The organism is Sediminibacterium sp. FW305-C-61, assembly GCF_058231065.1.
The window spans coordinates 1,065,528-1,091,902 of record NZ_JBIQXR010000001.1; the positions used below are offsets into that span (position 1 = coordinate 1,065,528).

Genomic DNA, 26,375 nt, shown 5'->3' on the forward strand with positions numbered 1-26,375 from the left:
AGTAAATTTATGCTAAAATAATTATCCGATTAAAATTTGTTTATGGAATTACCAACCATTTTGGAACAGCAATCAACAGGTGTTAGCACCCAAGCATTAAGCCGTTACAGGCTGGTGGCATACCCTGATATGCTTACGGGTTTACAGATAAAGGCAGAACAGGCATACATACAGCGCCAATATCAAACTTCAATTCCTTCGGAGCAACCCGGAATTGTAGTAGCTGAATTTATGGCAAGGGAAGATATGGAAGCTACGCTGATCAGGTGGATGCATCGTATCATCAGTACCCAGTCAAGTTTCCGGGTAAACATCCAGGGGTTTGGAGCTTTATCATCCAAACATCTTTACCTGCGTGTACAGGAGCAGCAACCTTTCCACCAATTGGCGGGAGCGATGCAGGTGATTGATCAATATATCAGGAGTTATGATTATCCGCCGGTAAAAAGGTTTACCCATCCATGTTTGCCTTTAACAGGAGCGGTACCGGAAAAAGCCTTTGACCAGGTAATGCAGGAGTTTGCCGCAAGAAAACTTGAGCTGTCATTCGAAGTAAAAGAGCTAATGCTTATTCGCAGCAGGCATGAAACCGAGGCAGGCAAACAAATAAACCTGTTCCGTTTACAACCCGGTATCTGACAAAACGATGTTATGGATGATTTTTCAATTATACAACAAGTGTCAGCATACCTGCTGGTACTTGAACCGCATGAAGCATTGAAGCAATCGATACAATCGGTTAAGGCGCATTTTGCAGAAAGATACGATTGTCCGGCTGCGAAGTATGGGAAGCCTCATATTACTTTATTAAACTGCATGCAGGTAAGTATGGCTGAAACCCGGTGGATTCCCAGGCTACAGCGTATTGTAGAGGCTGTAACCCCTTTTGTCGTTGAGTTGTGCGATTTTGGGCATTTTCCTACACATACGATTTATATACAGGTTAAAACAAAAAATCAGATTGTGGAACTGGTAAAATCACTGAAGCAAATTCAGTCAATGATTAAGCTCGATAAAACTCATAAGCCTCATTTTATAACGGAACCACACCTCACGGTTGCCCGCAAATTGGCACACTGGCAATTTGAGCAGGGGTGGCGGGAGTATGGTAATAGTCAGTTTACCGGCAAGTTCATAGCAGATCATGTATTACTGATGCGTAAGCGAATGGGTGAAACAAAATATGAAACCATCGGGCGATTTAAAATGCTGGGTCTAAAACAAACAGTAGAGCAGATAACACTTTTCTAACAGGATTGTGATTTGGTGCGTACAGCTAAATAAAAAAAATGGAAGATGAACAACAATACCTCAGGGGCCGGGGTGCGCAGTTTAACCCTCGGAACAGGTTCCTGAAAAATGAAAGGATCAGGGAACATATTGAAGCAATTGATGACTGGACAGAGCCCAATGAGGCAACTGTATATCTCGAAGATCAGGCGAAAAGTATTGTAAATAAAGTGGATAGTCCGGATGTAGGTATGTGGTATAGTATGAACCCATATCAGGGTTGTGAGCATGGGTGTATTTATTGTTATGCACGCAATGCTCATGAATATTGGGGTTATAGTGCCGGACTGGATTTTGAAAGAAAGATCATTGTTAAAAAAAATGCTCCACAGTTGTTGCGTAAGTTTTTAATGAATAAAAACTGGGAACCTGTACCCATTAGTTTAAGTGGAAATACTGATTGCTATCAGCCTGCTGAAAAGCAATTCAGGCTAACAAGGCAATTACTTGAAGTGTGTAATGAATTTAATCAACCTGTAGGAATGATCACCAAAAATGCAGGGATTCTTCGGGATAAAGATTTATTACAGGAAATGGCAAAAAAGAAATTGGTAAGTGTATTGGTAAGCATTACTTCTTTCAATGAAGACCTGCGCCGGGCAATGGAACCGAGAACTACTACAGCTAAACAACGGCTTCGTGTTATCAAAGAATTAAGCGAAGTGGGTGTAAGAATGGGTGTTATGCTCGGGCCCATGATACCTGGCTTGAATGAACATGAAATGCAGCGGATTATGCAGGCTGCAAGTGAAAACGGGGCTGTTTTCAGTGCTTATACTTTTATTCGGTTAAATGGCGCCATCAAACTGATCTTTCACGACTGGCTCTACAAAAATTTCCCGGACCGTGCAGATAAAGTATGGCACCTGATACAAAATGGTCATGGCGGTCAGGTAAATGATAGTCGCTTTGGGGTAAGGATGCGCGGTGAAGGACCAATAGCTGATTTAGTCAGGCAGCAGTTTGTGAAATATAATAAGCTCTATAAATTAAATGCGGAACGATGGGAACTGGATAGTACAAGATTTATGCGACCTGGTGAACAGGGTAAATTGTTTTAAAGGCATTCAGGTTTTTGTTTTGTTTCTTAAACTTTGAAGCATCTTACCTTATCTTTAAAGATGCCCACTTTACTTCGTCAACTAAACCGAAATACTGCCATTGCTATCGTGATTGGTGGCGTTATAGGTTCGGGCATTTTTATGAAGCCATCTTTGATGGCAGCTCAATTGCAATCCCCTGTTTTATTGATGACAGTTTGGGTAGTAGCCGGATTGATAACACTTTTCGGGGCATTGTCTACCGCTGAAGTAGCTGCCATGTTTCCTGAAACTGGAGGGCAATATGTTTTCTTTCAGAAAATGTATGGAGAGGGTTTTGCTTTTTTATATGGATGGGCAGCTTTTGCCGTATTTAATACAGCAGGAAACGCATCTATTGCTTATGTGTTTTCGCAATACACCAATTACCTCATAGAATTACCCCGGTTCAATGACACGATTGAACAATCCTGGAAACTGCATATCCCTTTTATAGGTAATTTTTATCCACTTCAGCAAATTGGGATTAAATTATTAACCGTTTTTGTGGTACTGACGCTCACATTTATCAGTTATAAAAGTGTTATTTACGGCGGACGATTACAACGTCTGCTTACTGCTTTGAAAGCACTTGCTATTCTTGTTTTGATCGGTAGTATTTTCTTCTCGGGTAAAGGGTCAGTAAGTCATTTCACTATAGAAACTGGCAGTGGAAAAACAGGATGGGAAATGGTGATGTTGTTTATGGCTGCTCTTTCAGGTGCATTTTGGGCCTATGATGGATGGAATAATATTTCATTTGTGGCAGGGGAGATTAAAGAGCCGCAAAAAAACATTCCGTTAAGCCTTCTGTTTGGGTTAGGCTTTTGCATGCTTGTTTATGTGCTGATTAATCTTGCTTTCGTTTACCTGATGCCCATAAATGTTTTAGCTGCTTCCTCTTTTGTAGCGTCAGATGCCGCAACCATAGCCTGGGGAGCAATAGGTGGGATAGCAATTACATTAATGGTGATGCTATTTGTATTAGGCGCAACAAACGCCAATATACTCGCAACTGCAAGGGTTACATTTGCAATGGGTACGCATAACAAAATGTTTAGAGTGGCAGGAAAAATTCATCCCAGGTTCCAAACACCCGGCAATGCTTTATGGATAAATGCTATCTGGTCAATTGTGCTCATTTTCAGTGGGTCATTTGATATGCTAACCGACATGTTGATTTTTGTAACCTGGTTCTTTTATGGCATGAGTGCTATTGGTGTATTTGTGTTAAGAAAAAAACTGACTGATACACCAAGGGCCTATAAAGTATGGGGTTATCCATTAGTGCCATTCATCTTTATCTTATTCACGGCCTTTTTCCTAATATCAACACTTTACAATGATATCGATAACTACCTGCACGGCCGCAGTCCCGTAATCAATTCCGTCCTTGGTTTAATCATCACCCTCTCCGGCTTACCCCTGTATTTCCTTGCCAGAAGGAAGAGATACGAAAGAGCTGATAGCTAATTTCATTTTAGCAGATAGACCATAGTCCATAGTCCATAGACCATGGTCGAGGCCAGGTGTTCAGAGCCAAATTTCCCCAGACAACAATGAATATTTACTTCTGGAAAGAAATCATTCCCAAAATTCAAAATTCAAAATTCAAAAAATCAAAGATCAAACACCCTCGCTTATGGTCTATTCAGTTCTTAGTTCTATTTTCGCTGCAAATCAGCACGAATATGGAAGATGTGTTACAGGGGATAAGCGATCTGTTTTTGTCTATTCAACAAAAATCAGTTGATCGTATTGAAAAACTACCGCAAAGTGGGAGCGATAGAATATACTTTAGGCTATATGCTGATGAAAATACTTATATAGCTACTTATAATATCAACCAGAAAGAAACGAATACATTTATCCAGTTCAGCAGACATTTTAAAAAAGCAGGTTTGCGGGTACCTGAAATCCTTGGTGTAAATAGTGATCATACCATTTATATTCAGGAAGACCTTGGAACAGCGTCTTTATTAAATCAATTGGAAATACACGGACATACGGATCTGCCTTATCAACTGTTTAAAAAAAGTCTTGCTGAGCTGGCCCGGATTCAAATACTGGGTGATAAAGGATTGAATTACGATTGGTGTATTACTGCAAAAGAATTCGGGAAACAGGCCATATTGAGCGACTTGCTCTATTTCCGGTATTATTTTTTAGATACACTCCAACTACCTTATGATAAACAGGCCATGCTCGATGATTTCGAGGCACTGAGTACTTATCTTACCCATACCCAATACAAATATTTTATGTTCCGCGATTTTCAGAGCAGGAACATTATTGTACGGAACAATGAAGTGAGTTTTATCGATTTTCAGGGTGGTATGAAAGGTGCTTTGCAATATGATGTTGCATCCCTCTTGTGGCAAGCTAAAGCAGAATTAAGTGAAGAATGGAAAGATAGTCTGCTTGAATATTATATGGATGAAATTGAAGGCTTACTGAAAGAACCCGTTGATCGGATAACTTTTGTAAGTCAGTACAACGGTTATGTACTTATCCGTTTATTACAGGTAATGGGAGCATATGGATTCAGGGGCTTATTCGAAAGAAAAGCACATTTCCTTGCCAGTATTCCATTAGCACTTAAAAATCTTAAATTTTTCATTGAAAACAAACGAATTGGCATTGTTACACCCGAGTTTGATCGTGTGTTGAAACTGGTTGTATCTGATGAAATTATTCATCGATTTGAACCACCTCAGGCTAATGAATCAACCCCGCTGATCATTCATATCAATAGCTTTAGTTACAAAAAAGGGATACCTGCAGACGAAAGTGATAACGGAGGCGGATTTGTATTTGATATGCGAGGGATATTAAACCCTGGTAGATTCGATGACTATAAAAAACTGAGTGGATTAGATAAACCTGTTCAGGATTTTTTAGAGCAACGCACTAAAATGAATGAATTCCTTAACAGTGTTTGGGACCTGATCGATATTACTGTGGAAGAATATCTTAAGAGAGGTTTCGAAAACTTGATGATTAATTTTGGTTGTACTGGTGGACAGCACCGCAGTGTTTATGCAGCAGAGCAAACTGCACGGCATTTGAGGAATAAATACAAGGTTAAAACAGTTTTACATCATACTAACAAGGAAAACTGGGTTAAATAACAGCATATGAAAGCAATGATTCTGGCAGCGGGCCTAGGTACCAGGTTAAAACCATGGACAGATCACCATCCCAAAGCACTGGCAGTAGTGAATGGTAAATCGTTGCTGGAACGAAATGTATTATACCTGCAGCAATATGGTATTTATGATGTACTGGTTAATGTGCATCATTTTGCGGATCAGATCATTCATGCAATAGAAATAAATAAAGGATGGGGCAGTAATATCAGTGTTTCTGATGAAACAGATATGGTGCTTGAGACAGGGGGTGGGCTTAAAAAAGCCGAACCTTATTTTGAAGGGGAAACCCATTTTGTAATGATGAATGTTGATATACTTACAAAACTCGATTTGGGTAAAATGGTCGCTCAGCATATTCACTTGCATCCGCTGGCAACGCTTGCTATCTCAGAAAGAAATACCTCTCGTTATTTTCTGTTTGATGATAAAGGAACTTTAAAAGGCTGGCGCAACATTCAGACTGGAGAGGAGAAACCCAGTCATATATCAGGTACCTATCCAAACCTTAAACAAATGGCTTTTAGTGGTATACATGTTATTGATACTACTCTGTTTAATTTAATGAACCGTGAGGGTAAATTCTCAATGGTAGATGTTTACCTTGATTTATGTGCTACACAACAGATTCATGGCTTTGATCATACGGGTGTTGCGCTGGTTGATGTTGGGAAACCGGAAAGTATTGTGAAAGCCGAACAAATATTTACCTGATATGCAAAAGACGAAGTTTGCATTAATAGGTTGTGGAAGGGTGGCAATGCGTCACCTGGATATGATCAGCAAGCTAGGTGAACTCGTTGCAGTATGCGATATAAATGAATCTGCCGCAAAGGAAACAGCAGAAAAATACCATGCCTCATTTTACTCTTCCATAGAATCCTTTGTTCAAGCCAAACATTTAACGGATGTAGTGGTAATCTGCACACCAAATGGAATGCATGCCCAACATGCTATTTGTTTTTTGGAATTAGGATTTCATGTATTGGTTGAAAAGCCTATGGCGCTTTCTGTAACTGATGCTACCCGTATGATCGATGCTGCAAAGAAGCATAAGCGCTTTTTATTTACGGTTTTACAAAATCGATTTAATGCGCCAATAGTCGCATTGTATAAAGCGATACAACAAGGTAGACTGGGTAAAATATTTAGTGTTCAGGTAAATTGTTTCTGGAACCGAGACAGTATTTATTATAAAAATCATTCCTGGCATGGAGATGCGGCCTTGGATGGCGGGGTTTTATTTACGCAGTTCAGTCATTTTATCGATTTAATATTATGGTACTTCGGATCAGTATCAGCCATTCATGTATTTGCACATAATGTAAACCATCGATACACGCAGTTGGAAGCTGATGAGGGAATAGTATCACTGCGTTTTGAAAATGGCATACTTGGGTCACTTCAATTTTCTATTAATACCTATCAGCAAAACATGGAAGGCTCCCTTACTTTGATTGGAGAGAAAGGAACGGTAAAAATTGGAGGAGCTTATCTGAATAATATTGTTTACCAGGATATAGAAAATAAGATTGAAGTAGAAGCTGCAATGCCAGCACCGTTGGAGATGGTTTATCAATCAATGCTTCGTACCTTACATAATGGGGAAGCTTATTATACTTCACCCGAAGAAAGTTTGGCTGTTGTTCAATTAATCGAACAAATCCACGCAGCAATGCAAACGAAATAAGTTACTATGTCATCATTCACCGCAATACAATCTACCATTAGAGATGTTCAATTTGGACAAAATGTAAAGTTGGTGGAACCCTGCAATTTATATGAATGCATAATTGGCAACGATTGTTTTATAGGTCCTTTTGTAGAAATTCAACGGGAAGTAACGATAGGCGATAGAAGTAAAATTCAATCACACAGCTTTATTTGTTCATTGGTAACGATTGGGAAAGATTGTTTTATTGGTCATGGTGTAATGTTTGTAAACGATCGTTTCGGAGCAGGTAAACCAGCAGAAGGTAATACGGAACACTGGGAATCAACCACTATTGAAGATCACGTAAGTATAGGAAGCAATGCAACCATTCTTCCGGTACGTATCTGCAGCCATGTAGTAATAGGTGCCGGTGCAGTAGTAACCAAAAACATTACAGAACCCGGCGTTTATGCTGGTAATCCTGCGGTACTTTTGAGGAAGTTGGGTTAGGAAGACCATAGTCCATAGACCATGGTCCATGGACTATGGTCTATATGCAATTCGCTATGGACTATCGACCATGGTCTATGGACCGACTTCCCTACACCTTCACATAAATCTTCCGCTTATCCATCCAATACACGATTAACCAGTAGAAGGTAATCATGAGCAGTGCGTAGAATAATGATCCGTTTCTGAGGTCGCTGGAGATTGGTTTGCAGATATGGTTCCAAAACCAGGTAAGTGGGCTGGTTAGGTCATCTCCGTCTTTGAACCGTATAAGCGCGAGAACCCTTGGCAGAAATCCACTCATTACAAAGATGAAAAGAGGATTTTTCCCGAATACATCAAAAAACCTGCTCCAGGCACCTTTTACATTACGGAATTCGATGAGATAAATTAATAAGCTAATGGTAAGCATAGCCAGACCGCTTGTATAGAGCACATAGCTGCTGGTCCATATTTTTTTATTGATCGGGAATACCAGGTCCCAGCAGAATCCCGCGAAAATGAGTACTAAACCTGCTATCAAAAGATTGGCAAGCATTTCATAGCTCTTTCCTTTTTGCTGGATGTATTGCCCGGCAAGGAATCCAAATACAACCTGCACTATAGCCGCCATGGTACTGCTTATTCCTTCCGGGTCAAATGCAACTCCTTCTCCTCTATACATGTGGGCTTCTCCAAGAATTGATTTGTCGAGATTGGTACCAAAATAACCTTGCAGGCTAAATGGATCACCAGGTTTGCCCAGCCATACGGTTAAGAACCAGTATAATAATAATAGAATACCACTGATGACAAATGCTCCCTTGGTTTTGCCATAATAAACAATAACTGAGGCAAAGAAATAGCAGACTGCGATTCTTTGTAATACGCCGAAAATCCTAAGATTATCGAGGCTTTTGGCAACCAGGGTATCTCCATCCCATTTAACAAACGGGCTCCAATGAAGGAGTAGTCCGATTAAAAAAATGAGCACTGTTCTTTTGATCACTTTTTTCCAGAATACAGCATCTCCAGCAGCTTCAAAACGGGGCATAACAAAAGCCATGGCATTACCCACTGCAAACAGGAAAAAAGGAAATACCAGATCGGTTGGCGTACAACCATGCCAGGTAGCATGTTTAAGTGGGCTGTAGATATTTCCCCAGCTTCCGGGGTTATTCACCAGTATCATCAGGGCAACAGTTGCCCCCCTGAATACATCAAGTGAGTAGTAGCGTTGGTTCATGGCAGTCGTTTGAATGGGAAAGATAATAAAACAACTTTTAGTTCTGGAGAAAATTGGATGCAAGCTGCAGGGGTGCGTATGATGGAACACAGATTATCATGATTTTCAAGATTTATCATGATAGATCTTGAAAATCATGATAATCTGTGTTCTATTAATAATAGTAGTCAAATATTTATTTAACCAACTCGTTCTAAATTATACAAATCGCACTCCCTCATTTATTCCATTAAAAGCAAAAAGCCTAAAACAAGCACAAATCCAGGCTTGCAGCATGCGGCTTGTAGCTTGCAGCCAAATTCCCCCGATAATAAATGTAAAACAGCTCTAATAACTGAAACTGTCTGCCTGCTAAAATTTCTGTTAAGCCTCAATGATAAGAAAGGGGCATATCCGCCCATTTGCTTATTTTGCAGCGTTTACAGCGTATTATATGAGTAAAAAGATATTAATAACAGGTGGGGCAGGTTTTATAGGATCTCATGTTGTTCGATTATTTGTGAACCAGTATCCTGATTATACAATTGTTAACCTGGATGCATTAACCTATGCGGGTAACCTGGAAAACCTGAAGGATGTTGAAGGGAAACCTAATTATTGTTTTGAAAAAGGAGATATACTAAAAACTGCTGAATTAGAAGAAGTATTTGCTAAGTATCAGATCACAGATGTAATACATCTTGCTGCAGAATCACATGTTGACCGTTCGATTGTTTCTCCTTTGGATTTTGTTTATACCAATGTTATTGGAACGGTTAATCTTTTGAATGTTGCCAAAAATTATTGGGCTGCAGATTTAACGAAACATAGATTCTATCATATCTCTACTGACGAAGTTTTTGGAAGTTTGGGTGATACCGGTTTCTTTACTGAAACAACAGCTTATGATCCCCGTTCGCCTTATTCGGCGAGTAAGGCATCATCAGATCATTTTGTGCGTGCTTATCATGAAACTTATCACCTTCAGACAATTGTTTCTAACTGTTCTAATAATTATGGCCCCAACCATTTTCCTGAAAAACTAATTCCACTATTCATACATAATATCATCGGGAAAAAACCTTTACCTGTATATGGTGATGGGTTATACACACGCGACTGGCTTTATGTAAAAGACCATGCAAGGGCAATTGATAAAGTATTTCATAAAGGTGAACCTGGTGCTACTTATAATATTGGCGGTTTTAATGAATGGAGAAATATTGATCTCGTTAAGCTGTTGTGTAAATTGATGGATGAGAAACTAGGAAGAAAAGCAGGAGAAAGTGAGCAATTGATAACCTATGTAAAAGACAGGCCAGGGCATGATCGCAGGTATGCAATTGATGCAACTAAAATAAAAACAGACCTTGGTTGGGAGCCGAGTGTAACTTTTGAAGAAGGTTTATCTGAAACAATTGATTGGTATCTTTCTAATGAAGAATGGTTGCAGCATGTAACTTCAGGGGCATATCAACACTATTATGAATCTATGTACGCTAATCGCTGATCATGAAAATTGAAAAAACAAAACTGGAAGGGTGTTACCTAATTCATGATACAGTGCATGGAGATGACCGTGGTTATTTCTTCGAAAGCTTTCATAAACAAAGGTTTTTTGAACAAACAGGTCTCAATATAGATTTTATACAAGATAACCAGTCAAAGTCGCAAAGAGGTGTATTACGCGGCTTGCATTTTCAACAAGGGGAATACTCACAGGCAAAATTAGTACGAGTTTTACAAGGTGCCGTTTTGGATGTAGCTGTTGACCTTCGTGCTGACTCTCCAACTTTTGGTGAACATGTTGCCGTTGAATTAAGTGAAGATAGTCGCACACAGTTTTTCGTGCCAAGAGGTTTTGCGCATGGTTTTGTGGTTTTAAGTGAATTGGCTGTTTTCTTTTATAAATGTGATAATTATTACCATAAAGCATCAGAAGGAGGCATCATGTATAATGACCCTACATTGTCAATCAACTGGAAAATAGACGCATCGGAAATAATATTATCAGAAAAAGACAAAGTATTGCCAGCACTGAAAGACATTCAGTCTACCTTAAATTTTTAAACATGAAGGGAATTATTTTAGCCGGAGGATCTGGTACAAGATTATATCCTATTACCAAAGGAATAAGTAAGCAACTGATGCCTATTTATGACAAGCCGATGATTTATTATCCCTTGTCTATTCTAATGCTTGCCGGTATCAGGGAAATACTAATTATCACAACCCCGGAAGACAATGATCAGTTTAAACGTTTATTGGGAGATGGAACAGCATTGGGTTGCCGGTTTGAATATGCGGTGCAGCAGGTGCCTAATGGGTTGGCGCAGGCATTTGTGATTGGGGAATCTTTTATAGGGAATGATAAAGTGGCACTTATATTGGGAGATAATATTTTTTACGGTTCAGGATTCAGTAAACTGGTACAGTCATTTAATGATGTAGATGGTGCAGCAGTATTTGCCTATGAGGTGAATGACCCTGAACGTTATGGGGTAGTAGCATTCGATGAAAATAAAAATGTACTATCAATTGAAGAAAAACCTGCAGCACCTAAATCTAATTATGCGGTGCCTGGATTATATTTCTACGATAATGATGTTGTATCTATTGCCAAATCCATTGAACCTTCAGCAAGGGGTGAATATGAAATAACCACAGTAAATAATGAATACCTTAAAAAGGGCAAATTAAAAGTGGGTATTATGAACAGGGGTACTGCATGGCTTGATACGGGTACATTTGACTCTCTTAGTGATGCCAGTGAGTTTGTGCGCGTAATTGAAAAAAGACAGAGTCAGAAAATTGGTTGTATTGAAGAAGTAGCCTGGAGGATGGGTTATATTAACCATACCCAACTACTTGAATTAGCCAGTTTATATGCAAAAAGTGGTTATGGGGAATACCTGGCAAAATTGAAATAATAGCTTGTAAACCGCTCCCTGACTGCGATACAGTTCCAAATTTTTTAAACCGGCGTAAACAAATTCATGAGATCGTTGTTATGATTCCATGGATGCTTTTACAATTAAAGACCTGGAGAACCTTACCGGAATTAAAGCCCATACCATTCGTATTTGGGAACAGCGATATGGATTTCTCCGCCCGAAACGTACCAACACAAATATTAGATATTATAGTAATGCAGAGTTGAAAGCGGTATTAAACATCGCTCTGTTGAATAAATATGGGTATAAGATATCTCATATTAGCCGCATGACTTCGGTTGATATCTCTCAAAAAGTTCTATCCCTTACCCATGAAACGGCTACATCAGAAAGGGTGATTAATGAGCTGATCCAAAACATGGTGGATCTGGAAATGGAAGCATTTGAATTAGTTTTATCTAAATCGATTGCTGCAACAGGGTTAGAAAAAACAATCTCTCAAATAATTTTTCCTTTTCTGGAGCGTATAGGGGTCTTGTGGACAACAAATCATATTAATCCTGCACAGGAGCACCTAGTTACAAATATTATTCGTCAAAAGTTGATACTTGCAATTGAACAGGTTTCGACCAGTATTTCCTATGAAAAAACGGCCATTCTTTTTTTGCCGGAAGGCGAGCATCATGAATTGGGACTGTTATATATGTATTATCTCCTTAAAAAAAGAGGGGTTCAGGTTTATTATCTGGGTGCGAATGTTCCTGTTAAAGATGTAGCGTTTGTGGCATCTTTAAAAAAGCCCCATTTCCTTTTTACTCATTTTAGTATCAGCATCAATAATGCACATTTCGAAAAACTGCTTTCGAAAGTAACCTTACAGATGCCTTCCATTCCTTTTATCATATCAGGCAGAACAGCGCAAGAATATCATAAGCCGGTTCCTGAATCCATAAAACTTACGCATTCTATTCAGGAAGTACTGGCTAATGTGGCACAACTCTAAGTACCAAAGCCAGAACTGTCTGGGGAAATTTGGCTGCAAACTGCAAGCCACATGCTACAAGTCTCGCCTGGGCAGGATGGAGCTTTTTATATGCTTACTGCTCTTAATCGAACACGGATTATCATGATTTTCAGGATTTATCATGATATATCTTGAAAATCATGATAATCCGTGTTCCATCCTACGCGCACTTATACTTCGCGGTCAAATTCCCTCTAACAGCAATGATTTCACGATCAAACCTTCAATTTATTTAATGTTGCAACATCTAACTCGTTGATACTGTTTGTTTTAGTTTTTAGTATAAAAAATTAAACAAAATCTGCTACAATTCCGACAATACTGTTTAACTTTACGGTATAATAATTAAACAAAATAGCCATGTCGGTACTTGAGTTTAACCAGGTATTATTGAATAATACCGATTTTTTAAAGCCATTTGCCTTCACATTAACCCGCGACACTGAAGCAGCCAAGGATCTGGTTCAGGAAACAATGTACCGGGCATTGGCCAATCGAGATAAATACAATGTTGGTACAAATATTAAAGCATGGTTATATACGATCATGCGTAATATTTTCATCAACAATTACCGCAGAAAATCAAAACAGGCAGTTGTTTTAGACAATAGTCCTAATGATTTCCTGATTAATAGTAACCAGCCGATGGTATCAAATGATGCGATTGCTACCATTAATATCAAAGAAGTAAAATCGGCTATTCATAATTTACCAGAAATTTTCCGCAACCCTTTCCTATTATATTTCGACGGGTATAAATACCATGAAATTGCTGAAATGCTTGGGGAACCACTGGGCACAATCAAAAGTCGTATTCACTTTGCCCGGAAATTGCTGAAAAATCAATTGCAGCGACACTAACTGATTAGTATTAACCAGTGTTAGTTTTTGAATAACTGTTTAATTATAAAACAAGTTATTGTTACCGGTACTCTGTTAGGAATTGAGGTGGCGATATTGCCTTTTTTTTGATTAATTTTCTTAAGTGAGTAAATCTGTCATTATAATTGGAAGTGGTTTTGCCGGTCTATCCGCCGCCAGTTTTATGGCAAAAGCTGGATGGAAAGTAACTGTGCTGGAAAAGCATGCTACCCCCGGAGGAAGAGCCCGCCAGTTTACTGAAGCAGGCTTTACTTTCGATATGGGTCCTTCCTGGTACTGGATGCCAGATGTATTTGAGCGTTACTTCCAGCAATTCGGCAAATCTGTTGCTGATTATTATCAATTAAAAAGACTTGACCCATCTTACCGTGTTTACTGGTCTGATGGTCCTGCAGATATACCCGCTGACTACGAGTCATTGAAAAATATATTTAACCAGATTGAACCAGGAAGTGGTCAGCAACTTGATTTGTTTTTAAAAGAAGCAGCCTATAAATATGAAGTAGGCATCAATAAGCTTGTTTATAAACCCGGCCAGTCAATAAGTGAGTTTCTTGACTGGGAATTATTTACAGGCTTATTTAAACTTGATGTATTTAATTCTATTAAGTCGCACGTAGCAAAACATTTTAAACATCCCAAACTACGTGAACTCATGGAGTTTCCCGTATTGTTTCTGGGAGCATTGCCTGAACATACGCCAGCATTATATAGTTTGATGAACTATGCAGATATTAAAGGAGGTACCTGGTATCCGGATGGAGGCATGTATCAGATTGTAAATGCCATGTACCAACTTGCTGTTGAACAGGGTGTGATATTTGAGTTTAACCAGAATGTAAAAGAAATTCAGGTTCAAAAAAATGCTGCTAAACAGGTGATTACCGATAACAGATCCTTTCAGGCAGATGTAGTGATTGGCGGAGCAGATTATCACCATATTGAAATGCAGTTGCTTCCGGAAGAAGCACGTACTTATAGCTCAGATTACTGGAGTAAAAGAGTAATGGCGCCAAGCTGTTTATTGTATTATGTCGGACTCAATAAAAAGCTAAAAAATATAACGCATCATAGCCTGTTTTTTGATACTTCTTTTGAAGTACATGGGAAAGAAATTTATACTACCAAAGAATGGCCTTCTGACCCGCTGTTTTATATGAGTGCAACGTCTGTTACCGATAACACTGTTGCTCCTGAAGGATGCGAAAACCTCTTTTTACTCATACCCGTTGCTACCGGATTAACAGATGATTCTGATGAACGAAGACAATATTATTTCGACAGAATTATCACCAGGCTTGAACAACAAATCGGGCAATCCGTTAAAGACGCTATAATATACCAGAAATCTTTTGCCCATAGTGATTTCGTATCTGAATACAATGCCTTTAGAGGAAATGCTTATGGGTTGGCAAATACACTCAGACAAACAGCCATGCTGAAACCAGCTTGCAGGAGTAAAAAGGTTAAGAATCTTTTTTATACAGGGCAACTAACAGTGCCTGGTCCGGGAGTACCGCCAAGCTTGATTAGTGGAGAAGTTGTGGCAGGGGAAGTGTTGAAAGCATTTGGATAGATATTATACCAGGAACAAAATAAATTATTGAATAAAACAACCAACCAATGATCAAACTGTTTCATGAAGTAAGTCAGGATTGCAGCAGGGTCACAACCGAAAAGTATAGTACAAGCTTTTCCTCTGCGATACGGTTGTTACATAAAGACCTCCGTACGCCTATATTTAATATATATGGCTTTGTACGTTTTGCTGATGAAATTGTAGACAGCTTTCATGGCTATAATAAACAGGAACTACTTACCGAATTTAAAAAATCAGCCTACGATGCTATTGATAAAGGGATCAGCATGAATCCCATTTTACATAGTTTTCAGCTTACAGTTAACCAATACCAGATTGACAGGGAATTAATAGATGCATTTTTATACAGCATGGAATTGGATCTTAGCGAAAAGAAATACGATAGAGCTGGATATGAACAGTACATATATGGAAGTGCTGAAGTGGTTGGCTTGATGTGTCTTTTTGTTTTTTGTGATGGGAACAGACAGATGTACGAAACATTAAAGCCTTATGCACGCAGTCTGGGTGCAGCCTTTCAAAAAGTAAATTTCCTGCGCGATCTTAAAGCTGACTATGAATCTTTGGAAAGGGTTTATTTTCCTGGCTGCGATTTTAGTAATTTTACTGCATCTGATAAAGCGGCAATCGAAGCGGATATTCAACAGGACTTTAATCATGCCTACGAAGGCATATTAAAACTACCACTTAAATCACGTTTCGGTGTTTATGTAGCTTACAAATATTACTTGTCGCTCTTTAAGAAAATCAAAAAGGTAAGGCCTCAGAAAATAATGGAAGAAAGAATCAGGATTCCTGACTATGGGAAAATATTTATTTTGGCCAAAGCAGGTATCAGAAGTCATTTCAATTTACTTTAATGCCCAAACAATTTTGGGAGACTTATTTTGATTTATGGAACAAGTGATATTAGTGAATGAGCTTGATGAAGTGGTAGGTGTAATGGAAAAAATGGAAGCACATGAAAAAGCCCTCTTACATAGGGCTTTTAGTGTATTTGTATTTAATAAACAACACCAGTTATTATTGCAAAAAAGAGCAATAACAAAATACCATAGTGGTGGTTTATGGACGAACACCTGTTGCAGTCACCCCCGACCTGGTGAACCAACCGAAAATGCTGCCTTGCGAAGACTGAAAGAAGAAATGGGTTTTGAAACAAAGCTAACCAAAGCCTTTACTTTTGTTTACCAGGCTTCTTTCGAAAATGGGTTAACTGAAAATGAATTTGATCATGTGTATATTGGGGAATATGATGGTATGGTAAACGCTAATCCTGATGAAGTGGCATCATTTGCATATTGTGGGCTAGATGAAATTGAAAAATCTATGCAAGAACATCCGGAACATTATACCGTTTGGTTTCAGATAGCATTTCCTAAATTACAAAACTGGTATAAAGCAATACATAAACTTTAGTCTGATGCAAGATAAACCTGTTGCTGTAATCATTGGTGCGGGAGTAGGTGGTCTGGCAACAGCTATCAGACTGGCAGTTCAGGGCTTTGATGTGAAAGTGTATGAACAAAGTGCTACTTATGGTGGTAAAATCGGATATTTTGAATCCGAAGGATTTCATTTTGATACCGGACCCAGTTTATTCACCCAGCCTGAGAATATTGAGGCGCTGTTTAGGTTGGCCGGCGTTCCCATGGAAGACTTCTTTCGGTATAAGAAGATGCCAACTTCCTGTACCTATTTTTATGAAGACGGTACCGTAATTAATGCTGCTGCAGATATCAATACTTTCGCTGAAGAAGTGCAGTTGAAAACAAATGAACCAAGTGGTCATATTAAGTCATACCTGGATCAATCTGCAAAATTATATCAGGATGTTGCCGAAATTTTTCTGAATCATTCATTACATAAGTTTGCCCATTTACGTAAAGCCCCAATTTGGAAAGCAGTAAAAAGATTTCGATTCTCACACCTTTTTACTACTCTCCACAATTTTAATGCAAATGCATTTGAACAGAAAAAAGTAGTGCAGTTATTCGACAGGTATGCAACATACAATGGAAGCAATCCATATGCTGCACCGGGTATGATGAGTCTTATTCCTCACCTCGAACATAATGAAGGCACTTTTTATCCAGAAGGAGGAATGATTAGCATAGCAAAAGCATTATACGAACTTGCTAAACTAAAAGGTGTTGAGTTCTTTTTTAATAGTCCGGTAGAAAGAATCATTCATTATAATAACAGGGTAGCAGGCGTTGTTGTTCAAGGAAAAAATATTCTTGCTTCTATTGTAGTTAGTAATATAGACGTATATTTTACCTACCTGTATTTATTAAAAGACCAACATAAAGCCAGAAAAATACTGAAACAGGAAAGGAGTAGCAGTGCGTTGATCTTTTATTGGGGTATCGACAAATCGTTTCCTGAGCTTGGTCTGCATAATATTTTTTTCACAGAAAATTATGCTACTGAATTTGCGCATATTTTCAAAAAGGGAAAAACATTTAACGACCCAACCATCTATATTAATATTACTTCAAAATGTGAACCAGGTAAACAAGCGCCTGAGGGAAAAGAAAACTGGTTTGTTATGGTAAATGTACCCGCAAATACTGGTCAGGATTGGGAGCAGCTTAAAAACACTGTTCGAACACAGGTATTGGAAAAATTACATCGGGTGTTAAAAACAGATATCGGTTCAAAGATTGTAACAGAGCATGTTTTAGATCCAATAATGATTGAGACAAAAACGGGTTCTTATAGTGGTTCATTATACGGCACCAGTTCTAATTCAAGGATGGCTGCTTTTTTACGACACCCAAATTTTTCCAGAAATTTGAAAGGGTTGTATTTTGTAGGAGGTAGTGTGCATCCTGGAGGAGGAATTCCTTTGTGTTTGCGTAGTGCAAAAATTGCAGCAGACCTGATTAGTGGTGAGCGGAATAACATTCATACCTGATGAAAAAATACCAGTTAACGATATCCCTTTTTCTGGCCATTCTATTTCATGTAAGTGGATTAATTGGTATGCTTTTTACTGATTATGCGGATTGGTTCATTAATCTAACTCCCTTGAATCTGGTATTGATGTTCTTACTGTTAATCTGGAACCAGCCAAAGCCAGGTATTTTCTTCTTTTTTTTCCTGTTAACCTCTTTTGCAGTAGGTGTGGTAGTTGAAATTATAGGAGTGAATACGGGCTTGCTTTTCGGAAGCTATGTTTATGGAACAGTATTGGGCCCGAAAATTTATGGTGTGCCTTGGTTAATCGGAGTAAATTGGTTTGTAATGGTTTATGGGTCTGGTGTAATAATGCACCGTATGCATGAATGGATCAATACCAGATTTGGTGCATCAGATATTGGCATGTCTAAAAAAATTATCTTATTCTCCTTTATAATTGACGGCGGCCTCCTAACGGTTTTATTTGATTGGGTGATGGAACCCGTTGCCATAAAACTTGGTTTCTGGCAATGGGAAGGTGGAGTTATTCCATTCTTTAATTATGTATGCTGGTTTCTGATAAGTTCCTTGTTGCTGTTGCTTTTCAAACGGTTAGACTTTCAAAAAGACAACCATTTTTCAATACATTTGTTTATCATACAGTTGCTCTTTTTTATCATACTAAGATTGTATTTATAATATGTGGATATACCTCCTTATAACACTTGCTACTTTCTGTATCATGGAAGGAATTACATGGCTTACGCACCGCTATGTGATGCATGGGTTTCTTTGGTATTTACATGAAGATCACCACCAGAAAGGACCGGGGTTTTTTGAAAAGAATGATGCTTTTTTTATCATCTTCGCTATTCCCAGTTGGCTTTGTATTATGTTAGGTAGTATGAACCAGGTTTATTGGGTGGTGAGTATTGGGGCAGGAATTGCGCTGTATGGATTTGCTTATTTTCTTGTTCATGAAATCATCATACATCAGCGTATCAAATTATTTACAAGGAGTAATAACCGGTATATAAAAGCTATTCGGTGGGCGCATAAAATGCATCATAAGCACCTGGATAAACATGAAGGTGAAAGTTTCGGTATGCTGATTGTTGCAAAGAAATACTGGGATAAAGTGCGAAAAGACGAACAATTAAGAAAAAGCTAACCGTTCAACGGATTATTCACCATTCATTATTGACCATTCACGCTAACTACGACTATATCATTTCAGGCTCAGGTTGCGCAGGTTTGAGTTTACTTAAGCGCATGATGCAACATCCTTTTTTCGATGATAAACAAATACTTGTTATCGATAAAGCCCCTAAAGAAAAGAACGACAGAACCTGGTGCTTTTGGGAACAAGGCGAAGGTGTTTTTGAATCGCTTGTGTTTCGTAAGTGGCAGGATGTCGGGTTTTACTCAAAGTATTTTTCTTCTTCCCTTCCTTTATCACCCTATCAATATAAAATGATCAGGGGAATTGATTTCTACCAGCACATACAAGAACTGGCCAAACAAAGGAGTAATATTCATTTTTTGTATGAACCGGTTTTAAAAGTTGGGACAGCAGGTGATAAGGCATTTGTAGAAACTGCAACCTTCATATCTACAGCAGAATATGTGTTCAACAGTATATTATTTGAAAAACCTGAGATCAGGAAGGGTGAATATATGCTGCTCCAACATTTCAAAGGCTGGGTCATCGAAACAAAAGAGCCGGCTTTTGATCCTGATAAGGCCACATTCATGGACTTCAGGGTAGCGCAGGATGAAGGAACAACTTTTATGTATGTATTGCCTATTTCAACTAACTCAGCTTTAGTAGAATACACACTGTTTACCCCAAATTTATTGGAACAGGAAAAATATGTTAAGGAATTACAGTCATACCTGCAGAACTACCTTAAAATTGACCATTACACTATAGAGCATGAAGAATTTGGCATTATACCTATGACCAACCATATATTTCCTGCTGCAGATGGCAGGGTTATAAATATGGGTATAGCAGGTGGACAGGCAAAAGGCAGTAGTGGGTATGCGTTTCAGTTTATCCAAAAGAAGACGGATGAAATCTTGACTAATTTGGTTAAAGGAAGTTACCCATCTTCACACACCAGCTTAACGGAAAAGAAATTCCGATTTTATGATGCGGTATTATTACACGTATTATACAATAAGCAATTAAATGGTGATGAGGTCTTTGCTGCTATATTTAAAAAGAACCCAGCCCAACGGGTATTAAAGTTTTTGGACAACGAGAGTAATCTATGGGATGATTTACAAATCATGAATAGTGTACCCACCACCATTTTCCTAAAAGCTGCCATTAAGGAGTTATTCCGGTGAGTTTAAAAGTATTCTATTATTTTTGCTGCGTTTGATTGAATTGGCCTAGTAGTATCCGCATAAGGCGGAGATAGTATAAGAGTAGGCTATTTATTTTATTGGGTAGTTTATTGACATATTGGCCTCGTAGTACAATGGATAGTATAAGAGTTTCCGAAGCTCCAGATCCAGGTTCGATTCCTGGCGAGGCCACAAGAAATAAGGAATAAGAAATAAGGAATAAGAAAATGTTATGCTTTACTATGTTCCCTAATCACTAACACCTAAAAGCTACCCCATCGCATGTACCATTGCTAAACTCTCTCTGGCTACCTGACTATTGTATTCGAATGTGAGTTGCTTATGATTAATGGTGTCTACAATAGTCCCTATCAGGCAAAGTCCGCCAGTAAACAGGTATAATAGTCCCATACCATTTTGTCTTACCATAAATCTTTGTACACCTGCTATGAGTACAAAACCTAATATACATCCAATCAAAACCTGGTCTGATTTTCTGCGGTTGCCATTATATACTGCAATAAAGTTGTGCAATCTTTCGTCGGATAATCCGGCAGTTAAATTTTGAATATATACCAGTTCTTCCCCTTCAAGTGCAGGGATAAGACTATACAGGTTTGGTCTCATGGGTTTTAAATATAAAGTGTAAAAGTTGCTTTAATCTGATAAATATAATAATAACTGCAAATATTCCCAACGGATGATGCTGAAATGAGGATGCAATTCGAAGATGAAGCGCATCATGAATGGCGTGTCCTATACCACATCCCGGACACTTACCCAATCCAATTAAGGTTGAAATGCAAAGGGATTGTCCTTCATTGTATCCCGGAAGAAAGTAAAGCAATAAAATGGCGATGATCCAGAAAAATAGTTCATTATGTCGAAGTAATTTCTTCATGTATCAGTTATTTACCGAAAGCGGCAATATTGCTACTGAATATTTTTACTGCAATTGCGAGCAGGATTACACCAAAAAACTTACGTACTGCCAATAATCCAGCCTGTCCAAGTGCTTTCTCAATCACTTTCAGGGATTTTAAAACACCATAAACCACTACCAGATTAATCAGTATGCCACTAAGGATATATAATTCGTCGAAGTTTGCTTTTAAAGACATAACCGTGGTAAGCGTACCACTTCCTGCAATAATTGGGAATGCAATAGGTACGACTGAACCCGATTTGGCATCCTTATCTCCTTTAAAGATTTCATGTCCTAGTACCATTTCAAGTCCTAATAAAAATATCACAACAGAACCCCCAACTGCAAATGAACGGATGTCAAGTCCAAGTATTTTTAGAAAAGCCTCACCAGCAAAAAGGAAAACAATCATCAATAAGCCGGAGATCAAAGTGGCCTGGGTAGACCTGATCCCTCCCATTTTATCCTTAAGAGAGATCAATAATGGGATTGATCCAACAATATCTATTACTGCAAATAAGGTAAACGTAGTAGTCAGTAAATAATCCAGGTGAAAGGTCATGTTGGCTGGTTTATTAGCAAGATACAAAAATGTGAATTGTCAATGGTGAATTGTGAATTTCGATTGACAATTCACCATTGACAATTCACACCTCACTAAAACCTAAACACATTATTAACCACCAGTTTATACTCAAACTGAAGTGCTTCCAGGCAAGTTCTGCAAAGGCAGTCGGTATATTTTGATTCAATATAAACCCTTTCTTCATGAGTGAGTTTGGGGCCACTGCACTGACAGGCAGGTATATTGCCCACTTTGCATTCAAAAGGCTTGGTGCAACGTGGGCAATGTTTTATTTCATGTTTGTGTGTCATAGTAGTGAATTGTGAAAGGTGAATTGTGAATAGGGGATTATCAAACCAGTTACTTCGCTATTGACAATTCACCTTTCACAATTCACTGCCCTTTACCAATTAAAAGTTACACCAGTATTAAACAGAAATGGAATTGCGTTGAAGCCTCTTGCATCAAAGAATTTTTTTCCGGTAATATTTTGTGCATCGGCAAAAAAGCGAATATTTTGATTGAGCACATAATCTGCGGAAGCTCCCATAATAAAATAAGAGGGAAGCGAAATGTCTGCACGGCGATAACCACCAATATCATAGCGACTGCTTACATATTTTGCTGTAACTGCAATATTTAATCCTTTGCATACATCTATATTCGCACCAAGGTTAAGCTGATGTTTTGGCCTGCGTAATAAATATTCATAGGTGACAGTATCTTTTGTGGTTGTTCTGTTTTGGGTAACTTCTTCGCTAAACAATAGCGTATAATTTGCACTGATGCCTGCTTTCCCTAGTTTGGCGGCAAGTTCCCATTCTAATCCATTCACCACCTGTTTAACATAGTTGAAATAGTTGAACGTGATGTAATTGTAATCGATTCCGTTATTGATCTTTCTATTAAAATAAACGAGCCTTGTATTAACCTTTTTTTCCTGGAAGCTGATGCCAGCTTCATAATTTACCGCCTTTTCAGCATCAAGTTTGCTATTCAGACTTAACTGGTAAAGCGATGGTGCTTTAAAGCCGCTTGATATACTTCCAAACAAACGAAACTGCTCATTAAAACGATAAGACGGATTGAAGGTATAAGTACTGTTAGAACCATAACGTGAATGATCATTATAACGACCTCCTATTTCAAGATTGAATTTTTTATCCGGACTATTATATATAAATGATGCATATAAAGCCGTTTGTGAAAGAGATGTGTCTTTAAACTGACTTGCATAAGGACCAAAAGCGCTTACAGAAAAATACTGTTGGTTGTATGAATTGTATCGATAGTCTGCGCCAGCTAACAGGGTTATTCCTTTTGCAATGCTGGTACTAGCATAGAGTTCCACAAATTGTGATTTGCCATTGTAAGTATTATCCTCAAACCAGGTACTTGTTTTATGCGCACTGTCATTGTGGTAGTTACGTCTTAATTCACTATACTGGTAATTACCTGTGATGGATAAACTTCCTTTTTTGTAGTGCAAACCAGTTCCGGTAATGAGCGATCTGTTATTGATGGTATAGTCGCGGTCGTCACTGAATACGCCTGCATCAATTCCTGCTTTATACTGACTATGCATCAAAAAGGTTCTGAAAGAAAGCTCCTTGTTGATTTGGTATGATAGTTGTCCGCTCGAAACAATGCCGTCATATTTGTCGTTATCGAAATTTTTAACACCAGTGCTATCATAGGCGGAGGAAAACCCATTGGTAAATAGTCTTGCAAAACGGGCCGCATAAGTTAGCTTATTGGCTTTACCGTACACTTGTACGTTGTTTTTTGAAGTACCCAGGTTACCCTGACTTAAAGTAGCCTTGACATTAAAAGCTTTGTTGCTATCTTTTTTGTTGGTAATAATATTTATAACACCTGCAATAGCGTCACTTCCATATAGCGTTGACTGTGCACCTTTGCAAACTTCAATTCTTTCAACATCGTTAACGGAAAAGAAGTTGAGGTCGAAATCAGTGGTAATGGTTGATGGATCGTTCAACGGAATGCCATCCATCAGGATAAGTGTTCTGCCCGCAGATGCGCCACGTGTATACACTGTTTGGACGCTACCGGTATTATTGAGTGCGCCATTGATGGTGATGCCAGCTTGTTCATTGAGTAATTGGGCGATTGATTTTCCGCCACTTTTTTCAATTTGTTCTTTTGTGATTACCGTAATCACTTTACCGGTTGAACTTTGTTTTTGTTCAAATTTGTTGGCCGTTACTACTACTTCATCGAGTACAACGGTGTCTTTTTGTGCAAACAGGAATTGACCTGTTAGCATGCAAGCGAGGAGCGTAATTGTTTTGCTCATTGTTAATGATTAAATAGTTGAACAATGAGCTTTCAGGAAACCAAAAAACGGAGAAACATAAATAGCCGCTGCAGACAGCATTTACATTCCATGCTTTTCACCCGAAAGCCGTGAATGATCGTCTGTATTGTGGCAGGTCTTCTGGCTTACTCTCTGTTGTTGAACCTTCCCATCCCGTTTTGTGAGACAGTGGTTAGTAGAAACATCAGTGGTTGTAATGAATGGTCAATGGTGAATGGTCAATAAAGTATTACATAATACCATTCACCATTGACAATTGACCATTCACCACCCAAGAGCTTACAGCTACGGGGATAGCGCCGGAATTACACCGGACTTCCCTTTTAATCCCGATTGTTCGGGAACCAAATACGTCGCAAATGTAATATGTAAGGCAGAATCAGGAAATTAAGTTTTACACCAGGATGGGGATAAGACAGATCGCTGATCGCTGATCTCTGATCTCTGATGTCGGATGTCGGATGTCGGATGTCGGATCTCTGATGTCGGATGTCGGATGTCGGATGTCGGATGTCGGATGTCGGATGTCGGAAATTTGGGATTTGCAAATTATGATTCTTTTCAAATCAGCCATCAGCGATCCGACATCAGACATCAGCCATCAGCGATCCGACATCTTTCCTTACATTTATCACCATATCATATAATTTTTATGCAGGGAAATCAAAAATTAAATCTTTTTAGCTTCACCATGATCGTTGTGGGTCTGGTGATTGGGATGGGCATTTTCAGAACGGCAGCTACTAGCGCGAAAGATGCCATCGAGCCTTCCGTTTATTTTACCGCCTGGATATTAGGTGGCTTTGTGGCGCTGTGTGGTGCCCTCACTTATGCAGAAATTGGAAGCCGTTATCCGGTTACAGGTGGATATTATAAAGTGTTCTCCTATGCCTATCACCCCAGTATTGCATTTGCTATTAATTGTATCATCCTCATTAGTAATGCTGCCAGCTTAAGTGCGGTAGCATTAATTGGAAGTGGTTATATCACTAAATTATTTCCTGGGGTTGAGTGGACGGATATCCACAAAGCCCTGATTAGTTGCGGGGCCATTATTTTCTTTTATGGGATTAATCTCATGGGGTTGAAAATGAGTTCCAGGGCTCAGAATATTTTGATGCTGATTAAAATCGGGATGATCATTGTACTCATCCTCGCATTATTTTTTCCGCATGAAACAGTTAGTGTCGTTGCTGCTACTACAACGCCTTCAAATGAAGTAACATCTATGAGTTGGATCCAGAGCCTTGGAATAAGCCTTATAGCCGTTTCATTTACCTATGGGGGATACCAGCAAACAATCAACTTTGGTAATGAGGTAAACCAGCCTGCAAAAAATATTCCACGAGGCATATTTATTGGGATAGCAATTATTATCGGACTTTATCTGCTGGTAAACCTTAGCTATTACACCATTGTTGGGTTTGATCAGATGAAAGGGGAAAGAGAAATAGCGTATGTAGTGATGGAGCGCACATTTGGTCAACGTGGGGCAGATATATTTTCTTTCTTTTTGTTCTTCGGGGTATTGGCTTATGTAAATGCTTTGTTGATGAGTAATCCAAGGGTTATGTTTGCAATGAGTGAAGAAAAAACATTGCCTTCTTTTTTTGGTAAGCAAAATCCTAAGAACCAGGTATTTACTATATCACTTACCGTGTTTGCAGCGATGTGTATCGTGATTTTATTTTTTGCACAGACATTCGACAAGATCCTCAACTTCACTATTTTCCTCGATTGTTTCGGAATGGTAGCATCCAGTGCCACTATTTTCATCTTACGCAAAAGAACCAAGCACCTGGATGGAACGGGTATCTTTAAAATGAAGTTTTACCCGATTGTGCCGCTTATTTTCATGTGCGCATATTTGTTTGTAGGCATCAGTATTGCCATGCAAACACCAGATACCGCATTTGTAGGATTTTGTGTATTGATGGGCTTTATGCTTATTTACTATATCAGTGTAAAACTCAGGAAACCAATTGTTGAACAAAAAGACTAG

General features: G+C 38.7%; 27 protein-coding genes, 1 tRNA gene and 1 riboswitch. Of the genes, 22 read left to right on the forward strand and 6 right to left on the reverse strand.

Annotated features, from left to right (window positions below):
- The first annotated feature begins 42 nt into the window (after positions 1-42).
- From ACH30E_RS04585 to ACH30E_RS04620, 8 genes are all read left to right on the forward strand, one after another.
- A complete protein-coding gene (locus ACH30E_RS04585; protein ID WP_490823855.1) occupies positions 43-639 on the forward strand; it encodes a 2'-5' RNA ligase family protein in 597 nt (198 codons plus the stop codon).
- Positions 640-651: 12 nt separating this feature from the next.
- Positions 652-1,251 carry a 2'-5' RNA ligase family protein gene (locus ACH30E_RS04590; RefSeq protein ID WP_490823856.1) on the forward strand — a complete coding sequence of 200 codons (600 nt, stop codon included), beginning with the start codon at positions 652-654 and terminating at the stop codon, positions 1,249-1,251.
- Between the two features lie 38 nt (positions 1,252-1,289).
- A complete protein-coding gene (locus ACH30E_RS04595) occupies positions 1,290-2,351 on the forward strand; it encodes a PA0069 family radical SAM protein (protein WP_490823857.1) in 1,062 nt (353 codons plus the stop codon).
- Between the two features lie 60 nt (positions 2,352-2,411).
- Positions 2,412-3,842, forward strand: coding sequence for an APC family permease (locus tag ACH30E_RS04600; RefSeq protein ID WP_490823858.1), 1,431 nt, complete (start codon positions 2,412-2,414; stop codon positions 3,840-3,842).
- Positions 3,843-4,060: 218 nt separating this feature from the next.
- On the forward strand, positions 4,061-5,500 hold the full coding sequence (locus tag ACH30E_RS04605; RefSeq protein ID WP_294991075.1) for a RapZ C-terminal domain-containing protein: 1,440 nt from the start codon (positions 4,061-4,063) through the stop codon (positions 5,498-5,500).
- A gap of 6 nt (positions 5,501-5,506) precedes the next feature.
- Complete coding sequence (locus ACH30E_RS04610) at positions 5,507-6,232, forward strand: sugar phosphate nucleotidyltransferase (RefSeq protein WP_294991079.1); 726 nt, start codon at positions 5,507-5,509, stop codon at positions 6,230-6,232.
- 1 nt (position 6,233) lies between these two features.
- Positions 6,234-7,208: a Gfo/Idh/MocA family protein gene (locus tag ACH30E_RS04615; RefSeq protein ID WP_490823859.1), complete on the forward strand. Its 975-nt coding sequence runs from the start codon at positions 6,234-6,236 to the stop codon at positions 7,206-7,208.
- 6 nt (positions 7,209-7,214) lie between these two features.
- Positions 7,215-7,682: an acyltransferase gene (locus ACH30E_RS04620; RefSeq protein ID WP_490823860.1), complete on the forward strand. Its 468-nt coding sequence runs from the start codon at positions 7,215-7,217 to the stop codon at positions 7,680-7,682.
- A 91-nt stretch (positions 7,683-7,773) separates the two neighbouring features.
- On the opposite strand, the gene ACH30E_RS04625 is transcribed toward ACH30E_RS04620, so the two are convergent.
- Entirely contained in the window at positions 7,774-8,907 is a 1,134-nt protein-coding gene (locus tag ACH30E_RS04625) for an acyltransferase family protein (RefSeq protein WP_490823861.1), read from the reverse strand.
- Positions 8,908-9,340: 433 nt separating this feature from the next.
- Between ACH30E_RS04625 and rfbB the strand changes: the two genes are divergently transcribed.
- The 13 genes from rfbB to ACH30E_RS04690 all read left to right on the forward strand — a co-directional run bounded on the left by rfbB (position 9,341) and on the right by ACH30E_RS04690 (position 20,737).
- Positions 9,341-10,396 carry a dTDP-glucose 4,6-dehydratase gene (rfbB, locus tag ACH30E_RS04630; RefSeq protein ID WP_294991092.1) on the forward strand — a complete coding sequence of 352 codons (1,056 nt, stop codon included), beginning with the start codon at positions 9,341-9,343 and terminating at the stop codon, positions 10,394-10,396.
- A gap of 2 nt (positions 10,397-10,398) precedes the next feature.
- Positions 10,399-10,956 (forward strand): dTDP-4-dehydrorhamnose 3,5-epimerase, encoded by a 558-nt coding sequence (gene rfbC / locus ACH30E_RS04635; RefSeq protein ID WP_294991095.1) that lies wholly within the window; start codon positions 10,399-10,401, stop codon positions 10,954-10,956.
- A gap of 2 nt (positions 10,957-10,958) precedes the next feature.
- On the forward strand, positions 10,959-11,816 hold the full coding sequence (gene rfbA, locus ACH30E_RS04640; protein ID WP_490823862.1) for a glucose-1-phosphate thymidylyltransferase RfbA: 858 nt from the start codon (positions 10,959-10,961) through the stop codon (positions 11,814-11,816).
- A gap of 88 nt (positions 11,817-11,904) precedes the next feature.
- Entirely contained in the window at positions 11,905-12,783 is an 879-nt protein-coding gene (locus tag ACH30E_RS04645; RefSeq protein ID WP_490823864.1) for a MerR family transcriptional regulator, read from the forward strand.
- Between the two features lie 381 nt (positions 12,784-13,164).
- A complete protein-coding gene (locus ACH30E_RS04650) occupies positions 13,165-13,665 on the forward strand; it encodes an RNA polymerase sigma factor (protein WP_294991104.1) in 501 nt (166 codons plus the stop codon).
- 124 nt (positions 13,666-13,789) lie between these two features.
- Positions 13,790-15,262 (forward strand): phytoene desaturase family protein, encoded by a 1,473-nt coding sequence (locus ACH30E_RS04655; RefSeq protein WP_294991107.1) that lies wholly within the window; start codon positions 13,790-13,792, stop codon positions 15,260-15,262.
- A 47-nt stretch (positions 15,263-15,309) separates the two neighbouring features.
- The gene (locus ACH30E_RS04660; protein WP_490823867.1) at positions 15,310-16,146 is read left to right on the forward strand and encodes a phytoene/squalene synthase family protein; all 837 of its coding nucleotides are present in this window, start codon (positions 15,310-15,312) and stop codon (positions 16,144-16,146) included.
- Between the two features lie 34 nt (positions 16,147-16,180).
- Entirely contained in the window at positions 16,181-16,705 is a 525-nt protein-coding gene (gene idi, locus ACH30E_RS04665; protein WP_294991111.1) for an isopentenyl-diphosphate Delta-isomerase, read from the forward strand.
- A gap of 4 nt (positions 16,706-16,709) precedes the next feature.
- Positions 16,710-18,206 (forward strand): 1-hydroxycarotenoid 3,4-desaturase CrtD, encoded by a 1,497-nt coding sequence (crtD, locus tag ACH30E_RS04670; RefSeq protein WP_490823868.1) that lies wholly within the window; start codon positions 16,710-16,712, stop codon positions 18,204-18,206.
- Positions 18,206-18,889 (forward strand): carotenoid biosynthesis protein, encoded by a 684-nt coding sequence (locus tag ACH30E_RS04675; RefSeq protein WP_490823870.1) that lies wholly within the window; start codon positions 18,206-18,208, stop codon positions 18,887-18,889. Before crtD ends, ACH30E_RS04675 begins: the two co-directional genes overlap by 1 nt.
- Position 18,890: 1 nt before the next feature.
- On the forward strand, positions 18,891-19,361 hold the full coding sequence (locus ACH30E_RS04680; protein ID WP_294991120.1) for a sterol desaturase family protein: 471 nt from the start codon (positions 18,891-18,893) through the stop codon (positions 19,359-19,361).
- Between the two features lie 29 nt (positions 19,362-19,390).
- On the forward strand, positions 19,391-20,545 hold the full coding sequence (locus tag ACH30E_RS04685) for a lycopene cyclase family protein (RefSeq protein WP_490823872.1): 1,155 nt from the start codon (positions 19,391-19,393) through the stop codon (positions 20,543-20,545).
- Between the two features lie 120 nt (positions 20,546-20,665).
- Positions 20,666-20,737 (forward strand) — tRNA-Arg (locus tag ACH30E_RS04690).
- A 78-nt stretch (positions 20,738-20,815) separates the two neighbouring features.
- Here the strand turns inward: ACH30E_RS04690 and ACH30E_RS04695 are convergent.
- The 5 genes from ACH30E_RS04695 to ACH30E_RS04715 all read right to left on the reverse strand — a co-directional run bounded on the left by ACH30E_RS04695 (position 20,816) and on the right by ACH30E_RS04715 (position 24,352).
- The gene (locus tag ACH30E_RS04695; RefSeq protein ID WP_294991123.1) at positions 20,816-21,172 is read right to left on the reverse strand and encodes a TM2 domain-containing protein; all 357 of its coding nucleotides are present in this window, start codon (positions 21,170-21,172) and stop codon (positions 20,816-20,818) included.
- Positions 21,153-21,446, reverse strand: a complete 294-nt coding sequence (locus ACH30E_RS04700; protein WP_294991126.1) for a DUF2752 domain-containing protein — start codon at positions 21,444-21,446, stop codon at positions 21,153-21,155. Before ACH30E_RS04700 ends, ACH30E_RS04695 begins: the two co-directional genes overlap by 20 nt.
- Positions 21,447-21,453: 7 nt before the next feature.
- A complete protein-coding gene (locus tag ACH30E_RS04705; RefSeq protein WP_294991129.1) occupies positions 21,454-22,032 on the reverse strand; it encodes a MarC family protein in 579 nt (192 codons plus the stop codon).
- 95 nt (positions 22,033-22,127) lie between these two features.
- Positions 22,128-22,346 (reverse strand): cysteine-rich CWC family protein, encoded by a 219-nt coding sequence (locus ACH30E_RS04710; RefSeq protein WP_294991133.1) that lies wholly within the window; start codon positions 22,344-22,346, stop codon positions 22,128-22,130.
- 92 nt (positions 22,347-22,438) lie between these two features.
- Positions 22,439-24,352, reverse strand: a complete 1,914-nt coding sequence (locus ACH30E_RS04715) for a TonB-dependent receptor plug domain-containing protein (protein ID WP_490823875.1) — start codon at positions 24,350-24,352, stop codon at positions 22,439-22,441.
- Positions 24,353-24,464: 112 nt separating this feature from the next.
- A riboswitch (cobalamin riboswitch) is annotated at positions 24,465-24,737 on the reverse strand.
- 288 nt (positions 24,738-25,025) lie between these two features.
- Here ACH30E_RS04715 and ACH30E_RS04720 point away from each other — a divergent pair.
- A complete protein-coding gene (locus tag ACH30E_RS04720) occupies positions 25,026-26,375 on the forward strand; it encodes an APC family permease (RefSeq protein WP_490823877.1) in 1,350 nt (449 codons plus the stop codon).

Bases quoted from the DNA above. Each gene is read 5' to 3' on its own strand.
- idi (WP_294991111.1), top strand. From the start codon at position 16,181: ATGGAACAAGTGATATTAGTGAATGAGCTTGATGAAGTGGTAGGTGTA.
- ACH30E_RS04595 (WP_490823857.1), top strand. From the start codon at position 1,290: ATGGAAGATGAACAACAATACCTCAGGGGCCGGGGTGCGCAGTTTAAC.
- ACH30E_RS04675 (WP_490823870.1), top strand. From the start codon at position 18,206: ATGAAAAAATACCAGTTAACGATATCCCTTTTTCTGGCCATTCTATTT.
- ACH30E_RS04720 (WP_490823877.1), top strand. From the start codon at position 25,026: ATGCAGGGAAATCAAAAATTAAATCTTTTTAGCTTCACCATGATCGTT.
- ACH30E_RS04650 (WP_294991104.1), top strand. From the start codon at position 13,165: ATGTCGGTACTTGAGTTTAACCAGGTATTATTGAATAATACCGATTTT.
- ACH30E_RS04590 (WP_490823856.1), top strand. From the start codon at position 652: ATGGATGATTTTTCAATTATACAACAAGTGTCAGCATACCTGCTGGTA.
- ACH30E_RS04705 (WP_294991129.1), bottom strand. From the start codon at position 22,032: ATGACCTTTCACCTGGATTATTTACTGACTACTACGTTTACCTTATTT.
- rfbA (WP_490823862.1), top strand. From the start codon at position 10,959: ATGAAGGGAATTATTTTAGCCGGAGGATCTGGTACAAGATTATATCCT.
- ACH30E_RS04660 (WP_490823867.1), top strand. From the start codon at position 15,310: ATGATCAAACTGTTTCATGAAGTAAGTCAGGATTGCAGCAGGGTCACA.
- rfbC (WP_294991095.1), top strand. From the start codon at position 10,399: ATGAAAATTGAAAAAACAAAACTGGAAGGGTGTTACCTAATTCATGAT.
- ACH30E_RS04700 (WP_294991126.1), bottom strand. From the start codon at position 21,446: ATGAAGAAATTACTTCGACATAATGAACTATTTTTCTGGATCATCGCC.
- ACH30E_RS04610 (WP_294991079.1), top strand. From the start codon at position 5,507: ATGAAAGCAATGATTCTGGCAGCGGGCCTAGGTACCAGGTTAAAACCA.
- ACH30E_RS04615 (WP_490823859.1), top strand. From the start codon at position 6,234: ATGCAAAAGACGAAGTTTGCATTAATAGGTTGTGGAAGGGTGGCAATG.
- ACH30E_RS04600 (WP_490823858.1), top strand. From the start codon at position 2,412: ATGCCCACTTTACTTCGTCAACTAAACCGAAATACTGCCATTGCTATC.
- ACH30E_RS04680 (WP_294991120.1), top strand. From the start codon at position 18,891: ATGTGGATATACCTCCTTATAACACTTGCTACTTTCTGTATCATGGAA.
- crtD (WP_490823868.1), top strand. From the start codon at position 16,710: ATGCAAGATAAACCTGTTGCTGTAATCATTGGTGCGGGAGTAGGTGGT.
- ACH30E_RS04645 (WP_490823864.1), top strand. From the start codon at position 11,905: ATGGATGCTTTTACAATTAAAGACCTGGAGAACCTTACCGGAATTAAA.
- ACH30E_RS04625 (WP_490823861.1), bottom strand. From the start codon at position 8,907: ATGAACCAACGCTACTACTCACTTGATGTATTCAGGGGGGCAACTGTT.
- ACH30E_RS04620 (WP_490823860.1), top strand. From the start codon at position 7,215: ATGTCATCATTCACCGCAATACAATCTACCATTAGAGATGTTCAATTT.
- rfbB (WP_294991092.1), top strand. From the start codon at position 9,341: ATGAGTAAAAAGATATTAATAACAGGTGGGGCAGGTTTTATAGGATCT.
- ACH30E_RS04715 (WP_490823875.1), bottom strand. From the start codon at position 24,352: ATGAGCAAAACAATTACGCTCCTCGCTTGCATGCTAACAGGTCAATTC.
- ACH30E_RS04585 (WP_490823855.1), top strand. From the start codon at position 43: ATGGAATTACCAACCATTTTGGAACAGCAATCAACAGGTGTTAGCACC.
- ACH30E_RS04695 (WP_294991123.1), bottom strand. From the start codon at position 21,172: ATGAGACCAAACCTGTATAGTCTTATCCCTGCACTTGAAGGGGAAGAA.
- ACH30E_RS04605 (WP_294991075.1), top strand. From the start codon at position 4,061: ATGGAAGATGTGTTACAGGGGATAAGCGATCTGTTTTTGTCTATTCAA.
- ACH30E_RS04710 (WP_294991133.1), bottom strand. From the start codon at position 22,346: ATGACACACAAACATGAAATAAAACATTGCCCACGTTGCACCAAGCCT.